At 64.2% G+C, this 13,935-nt stretch carries 11 protein-coding genes; 5 read left to right on the forward strand and 6 right to left on the reverse strand.

From position 1 onward, the window contains the following. Nucleotides 1-12 precede the first annotated feature (12 nt). Nucleotides 13-882, reverse strand: a complete 870-nt coding sequence (locus R4P64_RS25880) for a 1,4-dihydroxy-2-naphthoate polyprenyltransferase (RefSeq protein ID WP_045063810.1) — start codon at nt 880-882, stop codon at nt 13-15. 61 nt (nt 883-943) lie between these two features. Between R4P64_RS25880 and R4P64_RS25885 the strand changes: the two genes are divergently transcribed. Continuing rightward, nucleotides 944-4,138, forward strand: a complete 3,195-nt coding sequence (locus R4P64_RS25885) for a BTAD domain-containing putative transcriptional regulator (RefSeq protein ID WP_317823221.1) — start codon at nt 944-946, stop codon at nt 4,136-4,138. Between the two features lie 10 nt (nt 4,139-4,148). Here the strand turns inward: R4P64_RS25885 and R4P64_RS25890 are convergent, their stop codons facing one another. Both R4P64_RS25890 and R4P64_RS25895 read right to left on the reverse strand, forming a co-directional pair. Next, nucleotides 4,149-4,976 (reverse strand): ABC transporter permease, encoded by an 828-nt coding sequence (locus tag R4P64_RS25890; RefSeq protein WP_033235455.1) that lies wholly within the window; start codon nt 4,974-4,976, stop codon nt 4,149-4,151. Further along, nucleotides 4,973-5,980, reverse strand: a complete 1,008-nt coding sequence (locus R4P64_RS25895; protein ID WP_033235454.1) for a daunorubicin resistance protein DrrA family ABC transporter ATP-binding protein — start codon at nt 5,978-5,980, stop codon at nt 4,973-4,975. Before R4P64_RS25895 ends, R4P64_RS25890 begins: the two co-directional genes overlap by 4 nt. 242 nt (nt 5,981-6,222) lie before the next feature. On the opposite strand from R4P64_RS25895, the gene R4P64_RS25900 reads away from it, so the two are divergent. The 4 genes from R4P64_RS25900 (at nt 6,223) to R4P64_RS25915 (ending at nt 12,093) form a co-directional block, all read left to right on the forward strand. Further along, nucleotides 6,223-7,116 carry a hypothetical protein gene (locus tag R4P64_RS25900; protein WP_317823223.1) on the forward strand — a complete coding sequence of 298 codons (894 nt, stop codon included), beginning with the start codon at nt 6,223-6,225 and terminating at the stop codon, nt 7,114-7,116. A gap of 269 nt (nt 7,117-7,385) precedes the next feature. Further along, the gene (locus R4P64_RS25905) at nt 7,386-8,612 is read left to right on the forward strand and encodes an ABC transporter substrate-binding protein (protein WP_116538726.1); all 1,227 of its coding nucleotides are present in this window, start codon (nt 7,386-7,388) and stop codon (nt 8,610-8,612) included. A gap of 26 nt (nt 8,613-8,638) precedes the next feature. After that, nucleotides 8,639-11,359: an ABC transporter permease subunit gene (locus R4P64_RS25910; RefSeq protein ID WP_317823224.1), complete on the forward strand. Its 2,721-nt coding sequence runs from the start codon at nt 8,639-8,641 to the stop codon at nt 11,357-11,359. After that, entirely contained in the window at nt 11,356-12,093 is a 738-nt protein-coding gene (locus R4P64_RS25915) for an ABC transporter ATP-binding protein (protein WP_051730611.1), read from the forward strand. The genes R4P64_RS25910 and R4P64_RS25915 overlap by 4 nt, the downstream gene beginning before the upstream one ends. A 19-nt stretch (nt 12,094-12,112) precedes the next feature. Here R4P64_RS25915 and menE read toward each other — a convergent pair whose 3' ends face one another. From menE to R4P64_RS25930, 3 genes are read right to left on the reverse strand one after another with little or no spacing between them, the layout of a single operon-like run. After that, complete coding sequence (menE, locus tag R4P64_RS25920) at nt 12,113-13,252, reverse strand: o-succinylbenzoate--CoA ligase (protein WP_317823225.1); 1,140 nt, start codon at nt 13,250-13,252, stop codon at nt 12,113-12,115. Further along, nucleotides 13,249-13,554, reverse strand: coding sequence for a DUF3349 domain-containing protein (locus R4P64_RS25925; protein WP_092801997.1), 306 nt, complete (start codon nt 13,552-13,554; stop codon nt 13,249-13,251). The genes menE and R4P64_RS25925 overlap by 4 nt, the downstream gene beginning before the upstream one ends. A gap of 4 nt (nt 13,555-13,558) precedes the next feature. Beyond that, nucleotides 13,559-13,891 (reverse strand): DUF3349 domain-containing protein, encoded by a 333-nt coding sequence (locus tag R4P64_RS25930; RefSeq protein WP_092801994.1) that lies wholly within the window; start codon nt 13,889-13,891, stop codon nt 13,559-13,561. Nucleotides 13,892-13,935: the final 44 nt, after the last annotated feature.

The raw sequence follows: 13,935 nt of genomic DNA on the forward strand, positions 1-13,935 counted from the left end.
AGCTTTCGCTGATCAGGCCAGGCTGAGCGCAACTGCCGTCGCGGCACCCCAGACAAGCATTGCGAGTCCGGTGTCGCGCAGGGCAGGAATGAGAGCCATGCCCTGACCGCCCGAGCGCAGTGGTGCGTTGGCTCGGACTGCAAGTGGCAACGCGAGCAGTCCGAGCAGCGCCCACGGTGTTCGTAGAACAAGCAGCAGTGTTGCGATGAACGGAACAGCCAGCAGGACGACGTGCAACGTGCGGGTCTTCGCGTCGCCGAGGCGGACGGCGAGTGTGATCTTGCCGGATTCGGAGTCCGTCGGGATGTCTCGCAAGTTGTTGGCCACAAGAACCGCGCTAGAGAAGGAACCGATGGCAACGGCGCCGGCAAGTCCGGCAAGATCAATGCGTTCCGCCTGCACGAATTGAGTTCCCAGAACTGCGACCAGGCCGAAGAACACAAACACGGCGATCTCGCCGAATCCGCTGTACCCGTACGGCTTCTTGCCGCCCGTGTAGTACCAGGCGCCGATGATGCAGAACACGCCAACCGCGACCAGCCACCACGCCGTCGTAGCGGCCAGGGCAAATCCGGCAACAGCCGCGACGGAGAAGCAACCGATGGCTGCGGCCTTGACGGTGCCGGGGCTGACCAGCTTCGATCCGACCAGGCGAATCGGCCCGACGCGATCGTCGTCCGTCCCGCGAATTCCGTCGGAGTAATCGTTCGCGAAGTTCACCCCGATGATCAAAGCCAGGGAAACGATCAGCGCGAGGAGCGCCTTCCACCACACCGCGTGATCCAGTGACGCCGCTGCTCCGGTGCCGACCAGCACCGGGGCAATCGCATTCGGGAGGGTGCGCGGTCTCGCGCCTTCGATCCATTGAGCAGCTGTAGCCATACAACGATCTTTGCACTGTGCAATACCATCGAACGCGGTGGATCAGGACAAGACTCGAGACGTGACTGGCATAACTCTGCTCGGCCCCGTGTCGATCGGGGCGGCGAATCGGTGGGTCGGAGTGCCCGGGCCGCGAGCGCGCGCCCTGCTCACCGCGTTGGCGCTCGATCCGGGGCATCCATGTTCGCCGCAGAGCCTGATCTCCGACATCTGGGGGTCGGAGCCGCCGCGTTCACCGACCAATGCCCTACACACGCAGGTGTCCAGGCTGCGATCCGCGCTCCCGGAAGGCGCCCTGGAGGTGACGTCGGCGGGCTATCGGCTCACGGTGACACGGGATCAGGTTGATCTCGCGCGAGCCGAAGACGAGGTCCGAGCGCTTCGCGGTATTGACGCACACCCGCGCGAGTTGCTGACGAGAGTCACTGCAGCTCTGAATCTCTGGCGGGGGAGCCCGGGCGACGATGTTGTCGGGCCGGCGGGTGAGCAGTTGGCTTCGCGTGCCAAGAGCCTGCGCCGCGAACTTGTCACACTGCGACTGCGCTCGCTGCTCGAGCTCGGGGATTTCTCCGAGGCACTTCCTCTTGCGCGAGAAGCTCACGCCGACAATCCTTTCGACGACACCGCTGCCGGGAACCTGATGCGATCGCTCGCAGGCTCGGATCGTGTCAACGAGGCGCTCGAGATGTTCGCGGTGCACCGCGAGCGCCTGGCTGACCGGTTGGGCGTTGATCCATCGCCGGCTCTGGTGGCGCTGAACGCGGACTTGCTCGCTGCGCCGACTGCGTCGACTGCGGCGGCCCGGAGTTCCCGCGCGATCGGTTTGCGCGCGGCACCCAACGCCATGTTCGGCCGCCGAGACGATATCGAGAGAATCGAGGCACTCCTCGAACGGTCTCGCGTCGTCACGATCCTCGGACCCGGCGGCGCGGGAAAAACCCGTCTGGCACACGAATTGGGGTCGCGGGCCTCGGCCCGCACGTCCGTTGTTCTGGTCGAACTGGCGTCGTTGCGAAGCAGCGACGACGTGATCGCGGCGATCGGTAGCACCCTCGGAATCAGTGAAGCCGATCTGGCACCAGGTCGCCTGACAGTCGGGCGAACGCACTCCGCCCGCGAGCGGTTGGTCGAGGTTCTTTCGGCCGGTCCGATGACGTTGATTCTCGACAACTGTGAACATGTACTCGGGGCGTGCTCGGACATCGTTGCCGAGATGATTGCAGCCAGTGCTCAGTTGACCGTTCTGACGACAAGTCGATCACCGCTCATGCTCAGTGCAGAGGTCGTCTATCCGTTGCCTCCGTTGGAGATTCACGGTGATTCCGGGTCTGCGGTGGAATTGTTCACGGCTCGGGCCAGAGCCGTGCGACCGTCCGTACATCTCGATTTGGTGGCCGTCGGAAAGCTGTGCGCGACGCTCGACGGCTTGCCGTTGGCCATCGAACTCGCGGCGGCCCGCGTGCGGACGATGAGCGTCGAGGAAATTTCGGCGCGCCTGAGTGATCGCTTCGCGCTCTTGCGATCCGGTGACCCCACGTCGCCCGATCGCCATCGCACTCTGCACGCGGTGATCGACTGGAGTTGGAATCTGCTCGGCCCCGAGCATCGAGTGGCACTAGCTCGATTGTGCCGATTCCCGGCAGGTTTCACATTGTCTTCGGCGCGAGCGGTCGCCGAGTGGGACGGCGTGGATGACATAGCCGACGCGATCGAGGCTCTGGCCAACCAGTCGTTGCTTACCGTCGTCGACGGGCCGGACGGGTTGCGCTACCACATGCTCGAGACGGTTCGCGAATACGGCGAGGAGAAACTCGGCGATCTCGGTGAGGGGACGGAAGTTCTTCGGAGACTTAGTGGCTGGGCCGTCGCGATCGCCGGGGACGCTCGCCGACGGGCTCGTTCCGATCAGCTGCGCCTTGTGGGCGAGATCGACGCCGAACATGACAATCTCCTTGCGGTGCTGCGTTGGGCAGCCGACGGCAAAGACGGCGTGACCACAGCGAGTGTCTTCCCGGTTCTCGGAGTGCTCTGGTCGATTCGGGGTGCACACACGGAAGTAGCGAACTGGGCACCGAAGGTAATCGAAGCAACTCGAGATCACGACCTACGTGACGTCGACGGCGACTTGGCGGCCACGACGTTCATGCTGGTGGCGATGCATCTATTGTTCGCCGAACTCAGTCGCGATCACGTTCGAGCAAGGGTTCGCCTCCGAAAGATGCTGCGCGAGCGCGGCGATCTGCGGCCGATGTTCGTGTTTTTCATCCGATTGCTGAATAGTCCCCGCTCCGGGTACGGCGTTGCGCGGTTGTTGGCGGAAGGAGTCCGCAGCGCTGACACCGAGACCCGGACGGCCGCGTTGTTCGCGCGGTCGAACTTGCGCGAGAACATCGGCGATGTGCGGGGTGCGCGTAGTGATGCCGAGGATCTTCTGCGGTACGCCCGAGAGATCGGAGACGAGTGGGGCGTCGCGATGGCCGCTCAACACGTCGGCTCGGTCCACAGTCAATCGACGAGATATGCCGAAGCTGCCGAGTACTACGCGCTGGCAGCGGCGGCCAGCGAAAGTCTGGGAGCTCACGAAGAAGCGGTGCAGCTCATCGGATTTCAGGCAAGCGCGCTGATTGCCGACGGCGATTCCGCGGGCGGCCGCGCGCTGCTGGACCAACTGCGGCCCGCGCTGGCGCAGGTCGGCGCCAGCTCTGCGATCGAAAATCATCAGCGGCGGTCGGCGATGTCGGCCAATCTTGCCGAGGCAGACCTGGCGGAGGGCCATGTCGAACTCGGTCTACGCCAGTACCGAGAGGCGCTGGATCTGCTCGGCGACGCGATGGGCAATGTGTACGGAGATCCGTTTGTCATCCTGCTCAGCGCTGCCGCGGTATGCGCACACGCGCTGGCAGGGCAGTCGCCGAAGGTTGCGGATCACGTACACCGGATGGTCGAGTCGAGTCTGATCAAGTTGCATCCCAACGGATATACCGACCTGCCACTGACGGGTTCGGTCGCAGCGGCCGTCGGTGCCTATGATCTGTCGACCGGGAACGTCGGGCCCGGCATCGAACTGTTGGCCCTGGCCGTCGTGATGCGGGGACGGCAGGATTTTGCCTCGCTGCAGCATGCACGGCTCATCGCATTCGCGCGCGGAATTGTCGGTGACGAACAGTGGTTTGACGCGGTGAACACGGTTTCGAGATACCCACGCGCCACGACCCGCGAAGCAGTTCTTGCCGCGCTTCGCGGGTCGCGTGGGTAATCGTCTCTCTTTACGTCTTGCGCATGTACATCCGTACGGTCAGCGGTGCCATCACGGCCACGATGACTGCCGCTCCGACGAGCGACCACACCACGTGAATACCGAAGTGGCCTTCGTTCGCGAGTTCGCGAACTGCGGTCACCAATTGTGAGACCGGATTGACGTTCACGAACTTCTGCAGCCAGCTCGGCATGGTGGCGGGATCGACGAACGCATTCGACATGAACGTCAGGGGGAATAGCACGAGCATCGAAACGCCCTGCACCGTAGACGCTTTGTTCATCATCACGCCCATGAGCGCAAAGATCCAACTGATCGAGAACGCGCACACCATCACCAGAATCGCGGCAGACAGGATGCCGATCGCACCGCCGGCCGGGCGGTATCCCATGGCAAAACCGACGATGAACGTAATGGTGGTGGCGATGCCGTACCGAACGACGTCCGCGAGCAAGGCGCCGGACAGCGGAGCGATACGGGCGATCGGCAACGACTTGAAGCGGTCGAACACACCCTTGTCCATATCTTCACGAAGCTGAGTGCCGGTGACGATGGAACCGGTGATGACCGTCTGGACGAGGATGCCGGGGATGATCGTCGGCAAGTACGCCGTGACGTCGCCGGCGATGGCGCCGCCGAAGATGTACGTGAACATCAGAGTGAAGATGATCGGCTGGATGACAACGTCGAACAGTTGCTCGGGATTGTGCTTGATCTTGAGAATGCCGCGGTACGCCATCGTGAACGTATTCGCGAAACTCTGCTCGAGACTGATCCGCCGCGGAGCCGAAGTGAGATCGGCGACTGGCGATTTGGTAGTGGTGAGAGTAGTGGTCATGCGGGAATCCGATCGGAGTTGTTGTCGGAATCGGCGTCGTTGCGTCCATGGTCTTCGGGTTGATGCCCGGTGATGGTGAGGAACACTTCGTCCAGACTGGGCTTCTGCACGTTGATCTCGTCGACGGCGATGCCGCGCTCCCGCAAACGGATCAGGAGATCGGCGGTTACGGATGGGTCGCTCAGCGGGGCGGTGATCCGGCCGACCTCGGGAGTGACACCTACCTCGACACCGAGCATCGACGCGATAATGGATCGGGCTTCGTCGGTTCGATCGCGCTCGACGAGTTTGAGATGCAACGACGAAATGCCCACCGACGCCTTGAGCTCGTCGGCTGTGCCGTTTGCGATCACTCGGCCACGGTCGATCACCGCGATCCGATCGGCCAACTGATCGGCCTCGTCCAGGTATTGCGTGGTCAGCATGACCGTCGAACCCTCGGCGACCAGTCGCCTGATCGTCTCCCACATCTGGGCGCGGGTACGCGGATCGAGGCCGGTCGTGGGTTCGTCGAGGAACAACAGAGGCGGGCGGGCGATCAGGCTGGCCGCGAGGTCGAGGCGTCGACGCATTCCGCCGGAGAAGTTCTTGAGAGGTTTGGCTGCGGCTTCGGTGAGGTCGAATTCCTCGAGAAGCTCGAGTGATTTCTTGCGGGAGTCCTTGCGGCTCAGACCGAGCAGACGGGAGAAGATCACCAGGTTCTCGGTGGCCGTCAGGTCCTCGTCGACGGACGCGTATTGCCCGGTCACGCCGATCAGGGATCGCACTGCCACGGGTTCGCGGCTGACATCGCGGCCGAAGATGCGGGCCTCACCGCCGTCGGGGCGCAGGAGGGTGGCGAGCATGCGAACGGTGGTGGTCTTGCCCGCGCCGTTGGGGCCGAGCACGCCGAACACCGATCCAGTGGGCACGGTGAGGCTGACTCCGTCGACAGCGCGTTGCTCACCGAACATCTTGACTAGGCCCTCGGCCTCGATGGCAAGAGGTGAAGCTGTGTGGTTCATGGGATCAAGCGTGACAGAGTGCGCTTGCATTTGCCTTGCGTGGAACTTGCGCAGCCGTGCGAGGGTGACAGCGGGGTGCGCCGCAGGGCGATTATGCAGCCGCAGCCCTGATCGAGCGCGCGTGTGCTGATTCTGCGCGCGGCAGTGTTATCCATAGCGGCCGCCTTCTCCACAGTGCCAGCGTTATCCCCAGCCCAACATTTGTTGCTGACGTACGCCGATAGAGGCGGCACGCTCGCCACATGGGAATTCTCACGCGGGCACAGGCCCATCGGGACGGCATCAGCGACGCGCAGTTGCAGCGGGCCGTCAGGTGCGGAGAGCTGCACCGAATCGCAGCGGGAATCTACATGCGGGCCGATCACTACCGTGAACTCGATGCGCGAGCCCGTCACCGCCACACCGCCCTCGCCACCGCTGCAGCCTGCGGACCAGGCGCAATCGTCAGCTATGTATCCGCGGCAGTGATGCACGGTCTGGACTGCGGCGGGTTAGGCCTGAATGTTGTGCACGTGACGCGGAACAGAAGCTCGGGTGGGCGAAAGAGTGCCACCTTCCACCTTCATCCGGCACCGCTGGTTCCGGAGGAGATCGTGCTTGTCGACGGTGTGGCAACGACGTCGCTGGCGCGCACGATTGTCGATATCGCGCGCACGACATCGTTTGAGAATGCCGTGGTGATCGGCGACTGTGCACTGCGCCGGGGGATGAGACGTGACGATCTTGCATCCGTGCTCGAACGTTTGCACGGCCGCCGCGGAATGAGCCGGGCGCGGGTGGTTGCCGAGTTCATCGAACCCGGTGCCGAGAGCCCAGGGGAGTCCATCAGCCGGGTGCGCATGCGCGCCGACGGATGGCCGATGCCGACCTTGCAGCAGGAGATCCGCCTCGGCGGACGGTTCATCGGGAGGGTCGACTTCTTCTGGGAAGAATTCGGGGTGGTGGGCGAGTTCGACGGCATGGTGAAGTACCGCAGCGAGAATCCGGGTGCGGTGGTGGAGCGCGAGAAACTGCGCGAGGACGCAATCCGAGATGCGGGGTTCGAGGTATTCCGCTGGGTGTGGGCGGATCTGCGGGACTTCGAACGGGTGCGGGAGCGGTTCGATCGGGCGTGCGTGCGCGGCGTCGCGCGCTGAATGTTCGGCCGCGCGGGTGATCAAGCCTGCGGCTGAACATTCAGCCTGCGGGAGCTTGTCGAGCCGTGCGCGAACCAGGCAAAACGTAACATTGCATAGCGCTCCGTAACGTAATTTCGCGAAACCGCCCTTACGGAGCGACTCGCTCTAATACGCTGCTGCCAAGTCGGACGGACTGGCGCTTCCTCGGCTGAGTAGTCGCAGCTCAGTGGATCAGGCCAGGGCAGGGCGTCCGAAACATCGCTGTCTACACACAAAAGGACGCGCACGTGAACTTGAAGAGAATGACCCCAGCAATCGCCGCGCTCGCGGCTGTAGGACTGCTCGTGTCGAGCTGTAGCAGCGATAGTGGTTCGGACCCGTCCGAGAACGCCGCGACCGGAGATCCGATCAAGGTAGGTCAGATCGCTCCGATCGAGGCGCCGGGGCTCGGCTCCGCCGCTTACGCCGCCGGCATGGTCGCATCGGTCGACGCTTTCAACGATCGGGGCGGCGTGAACGGACGCCCCCTCGAGCTGATTCAGTGCGACTCCATGGGTGATCCGAACAAGGAGGTCGACTGCGCGAACAAGATGGTCTCCGAGGGGGCCGTCGCGACGCTCGCGGACTTCACTCCGGTTTCGTCGGAGGCATCGTCGAAGATCCTGCTGGACGCCGGAATCGCCCGCATCGGGCTGAACCCGGTGAACATGGCCGACTTCACCGCGACCAACGTCTACACGCCGTTCTCCGGTTCACTGCTCAACCTGTACGGAATGATCGACATGCTGGTGGCACAGGGCAAGACCAAGCTTTCCTTGATGCGCCCCGACCTTCCGGTAACCGCCCAGCTGGTCGGCTTGCTGACCCCTGCGGTGCAGGCCAAGGGGGCGGAGATCGTCAACGACGTCGCAGTGGGTACCGGTGCGACCGACTACACCCAATTCATCGCGGCGGCAGAACGAAACGGCGCGCAGGGCGTGATCATGGCGCTGGGCGCGGCCGACGCGAACCCGATCGCGCAGTCGTTCGAGCAGCTCGGATCGAAGCTGACTTTCGCGTTGGGGTCGGCGGGCTTCTCCCAGGCGGACCTGCAGGATCTCGGCACCTTCGCCACGTCCTCGACGTACACCGGCCCGACTCCCGCAGCGTCGTCGAGCACCGACGACTTTCCCGGTCTGAAGGATTTCCTGGCAGACATGGAGAAGTCCGGTAAGGACGAACTGGGGCGCGAGAACCTCAACGGCGACGCGATGAACCCGTGGTTGACGGTGCGCGCATTCGGTGAGGTCGCAAAGGATCTCAAGGATGTCAACAAGAACACGGTCATGCAGGGATTCGAGAATGCCAAGGCCCTTGACATGGCGGGCCTTGTGCCCGCTTGGACGCCGAGTGCGGTCGAGCCGTTCGGGATCTTCCAGCGCGTCTCGAACTCGATGATGTACCGGATGACGTTCGACGGTGACGTTGTCATCACCGATCCGGTTCAGTACGACCTGCGCAACCCTACTGCCTGAGCTGAATTCACCCTGGAGATTGACGAATGACTGAGTTCCTACAGTTTGCGATTCTCGGCCTGGGGGCGGGCTCTGCCTACGCGCTCCTGGCGCAGGGCATCGTGCTGGTTTATCGCGGTTCCGGGGTGGTGAACTTCGCGCAAGGCGCGATCGCCATGGTGGGGGCCTACTTCAGTTTGGAAACCCTTCAGCGCGATCATGATTGGGGCCTGGTTCCGGCTTTCCTCGTGGCAACGGTAGTGGCTGGACTGATCGGACTGGCATTTCAGCTGCTGGTGTTGCGGTGGCTCACCAATGCTGCGCCGATCGTCCGGCTGGCCGCCACCCTCGGCTTGATGGTGATCCTGCAGGCCGGGGTGCAGCAGTACTACGGCAGCACCCCGATCCGGGTGCGTGCCTTCCTGCCCGACGACGCGTATCACTGGGGAGGTGTTGTGGTACAGCAGGATCGGATGATCCTGCTGGGTATCGCGGTGCTGTCGACGGCGGCGCTGTGGGCCTGGACCACGTTCACCCGGGTGGGCTTGGCCATTACCGCGGCCGCCGAGCACGAGCGAGCGGCCGCTGCGCTCGGCTGGTCTCCGCAGCGTCTGGCAACGTTGACCTGGACCGTTGGCGGAGCGCTCGCCGGCGGCGCGGGAATCCTGGTGGCGCCCTTGACCGGGCTCACTCCGTCGGCGTTTGTGGTGATCGTGACGGTCTCGGCGCTTGCCGCGGCTTTGCTCGGTGGTTTCCGCTCCTTCCCACTCACTCTGCTCGGCGGATTGTTGCTGGGTGTGGGTGAGAGCCTGGTCGTCCTGTATCAGGACGGCCTGCGGGATCTCCTCGGGATGGAGACGCTCACCGGCGTCAATCGGGCAGTGCCGTTCGCGGTGATCCTGGTGGTGCTCGTTGTGCGGGGGAAGGGGTTGCCGCTGCGCAGTCATGTTTCCGAGCGGCTGCCCAAACTCGGATCAGGCGAGATCCGTTGGGCAGGTGTCATACTCGGAGTTCTGGTGGCTGTCGGCATTATTGCGGCCGGTGGCGACTGGCTGCGGTCCTTGACGCTGACTCTGGCTGCGGCGGTGTTCCTGCTCTCGATCGTGGTCCTGACGGGTTTTGCCGGCCAGCTCTCGCTCGCCCAGTACACCGTCGGTGGCCTTGGTGCGCTGTTCGCCGCGCGGCTCGTCGGGCAGGCCGGTTGGCCACTGGTGCCGGCGGCGCTGGTGAGCGTGGTGGCGGTGATTGTGATCGGGGTGGTGTTCGCGCTGCCGGCGTTGCGAACGCGGGGTGTGAATCTGGCGGTTGTCACACTGGGGCTCGGGTTCACCATCCAGGAGATGGTGTTCAACAATCCGACCTTCACCGGCGACAAGCTCGAGGGTTCGGTGAAGATCAACCAGCTGAGCCTGTTCGGGCTGGAGGTGACGCCAACGCGTTACCCCGAGCGGTGGGCTCTGCTGTGCCTCGTAGCGCTGGTGCTGTGTGCACTGATGGTCGCGAATTTGCGACGCTCGCGCACCGGCAGACGGCTGATCGCTGTGCGGACCAACGAGCGTGCCGCGGCGTCGCTCGGGATCAGCGTGTTCGCGGTCAAGATCTACGCGTTTGCGTTTGCGGCCGGTTTGGCTGCTGTGGCAGGGATTCTGCTCGGTCTACGCAACACCGCGGTCACCTATCTCGAGTTCAACGTGTTCGCGTCGATCAATGCCGTAGTCCAGACGGTGACCGGCGGCCTCGGCTTTGTACTGGGTAGCGTCATCGGTGCGGTGATGGCGCCGGGAGCGCTGTTCAGCCGACTGCTCTCGGGCTTGGCTCTGGCCGCACTGCTCGGCGGTGTGATCCTCATTGTCACTCTGCTCACCAACCAGAACGGTATCGCCGACATGATTTCGCGCGGGCTTCGGTCGGTTCCAGGGCTGAGCACGCTCGGCACCCGCAAAAAGGGCCGTGGTCATCAACTTTCGGATGAATCGCCAACTGGTTCGGTAACCCCGACGCCATTGATCGTACGGGGATTGACGGTGCGATTCGGCGGCGTGGTCGCCGTCGACGGTGTCGACCTCGATGTTGTGCCGGGGCAAGTGGTAGGTCTGATCGGACCCAACGGGGCCGGGAAGACCACGGTGATCGACGCGATCACCGGATTTGTCAGCCCAGCGGCGGGGCAACTCACCCTGGGGGACAACAACATCACCGGGTGGTCCACTGCGCGCAGGTCCAAAGGTGGGCTCCGCCGCTCCTTCCAGTCGCTCGAGCTGTTCGAGGACGTCACCGTCGGGGAGAACATCCATGCCGGCGCCGACGAATCGACTTGGCGCACATGGGTTACCGACCTGATTCGCCCCGGCCGTCATCCACTCTCACCGAGTGCGTCGACGGTTGTGCGGGACTTCGAGTTGGAGAACGATCTGGACAAGTTACCGGGCGAACTGTCGTACGGTCGGCGACGGCTGGTGGGCATCGCCCGAGCGGTTGCCTCCGCACCGTCCGTCATCCTGCTCGACGAGCCGGCAGCCGGACTGGACGACGCCGAGAGCCGTGAACTCGCAGTTGCCATCCGGCACTTGGCCGTACAACGCGGCGCGGGGGTGCTTCTCGTCGAACACGACATGGGACTCGTGATGTCCACGTGCGATCGGATTGTGGTGCTCGAAGCCGGCCGGGTGATCGCGTCCGGAACACCGGACGAGATTGCCTCCAGCCCGGCTGTCCGCGACGCCTATCTGGGTACCGACATCGAGACGACAACGGAGGCAACACGATGACAAGCACCAGTGAGAAGACGGTGGCGGCGGACGTTGTCCTCGAATGCCGTGGCCTGAGTGCGGGTTACGCGGGGGCGGTGGTCTGCCGTGACCTCGACATCACGGTGCGATCGGGGGAGGTGGTGGCACTTATCGGCGCCAACGGCGCCGGCAAGTCCACCACCATGCTCACCGTGGCCGGAGAACTTGCCCCGATATCGGGCGAGATCTCGGTACTCGGCTCCAGTCGGCGTTCGTCCCTGTCGTCGTTGGCGCGTCGCGGTCTGAGCTACGTGACCGAGGAACGGTCCGTGATCATGGGCCTGACCGGGGCCGAGAACCTCCGCCTGGCAGGTGTATCCGCAGACGCCGCCTGCGCGATATTCCCCGAGTTGCGCGCTCTCCTGAAGCGTCCGGCAGGCCTACTGTCAGGTGGTGAACAACAGATGCTGACGCTGGCCAGAGCGCTGGCCCGGGAACCTCGTCTCCTGCTGGCCGACGAACTGTCGCTTGGGCTTGCGCCGCAGATCGTGCAGCGCCTACTCGCCGTGGTGCGGGAGGCCGCGGACCGCCAGGGTCTCGGTGTACTCCTCGTCGAACAACACGTGCGGCAGGTGCTCGCGGTAGCGGATCGGGTGTACGTCCTGCGCCGAGGCGCAGTGATGATGGAAGGCACCGCAGCAGAGATCGGTGCGGACCTCGACGCCGTGCAACGTGCCTATCTGGCGCAGGGTCCAACGAGCACAGAGCAATAGGCTTCCAGCGCGCAGAGCTTCAGCCGAACCTGGCCACCAGAGCCGCCCGGTCGAGTTTGCCTGGGCCACGGAGGGGGAGTGCGTCCACGACGAACAGCTCGCGCGGCGCTGCGGTCACATCGAGAGTGCGCTGAGCGTGGGCGCGCAATTCCTCGAGCGTCGGGGGTGCGCCTTCGGGTACAACGCACACCACTACCCGTTGGCCGAGGCGCGGATCGGCGACGCCGATGACAGCGCACTCCCGAACAGCGGGATGATCAGCGAGTGCGGCTTCGACGACCTGCGGCACCACTGTCAGTCCGCCGGTGGAGATCGCTTCGTCGAGGCGTCCGCTGATGCGCAGTACGCCGTCGACTACCGATCCGGCGTCGTCGGTGCGAAACCAGCCGGGCTCGGAAAAGGCCGGGTGATCCGGGAGCCCCCGATACCCGGACGCGAGCATCGGCCCGCCCAGCAGCACCCGGCCGCCGTCGATGCGAATCTTTGCCCCGGACAACGGGATTCCGTCGTACACGCATCCGCCGGCGGTTTCGCTCATGCCGTAGGTTCGCACAACTTCGATGCCCGCCGCGGTGGCTTGCTCGAGAACCGGTGCGGGAGTTGCGGCTCCACCGAGCAGTACGGCGTCGAGGGAGGCAAGCGCGTCGACAGCACTGGGATCTGACAGCGCTTTGACCAACTGTGTCGGGACCATCGACGTGTACTTTCGCGGGCCACTCATCGCGGCAACCGCAGCGGGAAGCGCGGCGGGATCAAAACCCGAGCTGACGTCGACGACAACGGGTTCTGTTCCGGCGAGAGCGCTGCGCAGCAGAACCTGCATGCCCGCGATGTGGTGCGGCGGAAGGACGAGTAGCCAGGAACCGGGCCCGCCGAGGTACTCGTGGGTGGCCTCGCCGCTCGCGCGTAGTGCGTCGGCGCGCAGCATCGCTCCCTTCGGAGTCCCGGTGGTTCCCGATGTCGCCACAACCAGGGCAATGCCGTCGTCGATGGGTTCGCCGGGATGCAGAGCGTCGGAGAGCCTGGCTCTCTCGCGCGAATCAGCGGCCGGGACAGGGAGAACGGCGGGGCCTGTGCCGTCGAGTATCCGGGCGATGTGCGGCAAGACTTCGAAGACGGACGCGCCCTGCGGAATCGGTAGTGCTTCGAGGGTATTCATCGTCGAACGTCGGGTCCGGCCAGCGGCCAACCGCCGGTAGCAAGATGACTGCGGACACGATCGACGTCGGTCTCCAGCGGCATCTCGTTGGTGATCTTGGTGATCAGGACCTGGATGTCGGTCTTCTCGATCGGGAGATCACCGTCTTCGATCAACGCGTCGGCAACCGCGTCGACTTCCGTTTCCGAGAGTCGACGCGTCAGCAGAGCAAACAACGGAATGTAGTCCTGTTCGGGAACGCCGTTGGGATAGCCGGCCCGCAACCAACCGACTATCGAGGTGAGGAAGGGCGGAAGGGCCATGACGTCAGCTCACATCTCGAACTTCATGTTCGGCGTTGTCGTCGGTGACGGGCCACCCGCCTGCGCGCAGACGCGCAGTCACACGTTCGACGTCCTCTTCGGAGGATTCCTCGTGGAGGATCCCCTCGATGATCGCCCGGAGCGTGTCGTAGTCGACGTGCCGATCCGGAACTTCGTGCGCGGATTCGATGGACATCGCGACGACCTGTTCGATTTCCTCGTCGGTCAGGCGTCGACGCAATACGGCGAGCAGCGCAAAATGATCTTTGTCCGGGATTCCTTCGGGGTATCCCGCCCGCAGCCAGTCGAGCACGCTGCGCAATGAATACTTGCTCAAATCCTCGGCCTCTTTTTCGTTTCGGTGGTGGAGTCGGATCGCCC

Origin of the sequence: Rhodococcus sp. IEGM 1366 (assembly GCF_033142425.1) — a bacterium.
In the GTDB taxonomy this organism is placed as follows: Bacteria; Actinomycetota; Actinomycetes; order Mycobacteriales; family Mycobacteriaceae; genus Rhodococcus_F; species Rhodococcus_F globerula.

Bases quoted from the DNA above. Each gene is read 5' to 3' on its own strand.
- R4P64_RS25880 (WP_045063810.1), bottom strand. From the start codon at position 882: ATGGCTACAGCTGCTCAATGGATCGAAGGCGCGAGACCGCGCACCCTC.
- R4P64_RS25890 (WP_033235455.1), bottom strand. From the start codon at position 4,976: ATGACCACTACTCTCACCACTACCAAATCGCCAGTCGCCGATCTCACT.
- R4P64_RS25895 (WP_033235454.1), bottom strand. From the start codon at position 5,980: ATGAACCACACAGCTTCACCTCTTGCCATCGAGGCCGAGGGCCTAGTC.
- R4P64_RS25900 (WP_317823223.1), top strand. From the start codon at position 6,223: ATGGGAATTCTCACGCGGGCACAGGCCCATCGGGACGGCATCAGCGAC.
- R4P64_RS25910 (WP_317823224.1), top strand. From the start codon at position 8,639: ATGACTGAGTTCCTACAGTTTGCGATTCTCGGCCTGGGGGCGGGCTCT.
- R4P64_RS25915 (WP_051730611.1), top strand. From the start codon at position 11,356: ATGACAAGCACCAGTGAGAAGACGGTGGCGGCGGACGTTGTCCTCGAA.
- menE (WP_317823225.1), bottom strand. From the start codon at position 13,252: ATGAATACCCTCGAAGCACTACCGATTCCGCAGGGCGCGTCCGTCTTC.
- R4P64_RS25925 (WP_092801997.1), bottom strand. From the start codon at position 13,554: ATGGCCCTTCCGCCCTTCCTCACCTCGATAGTCGGTTGGTTGCGGGCC.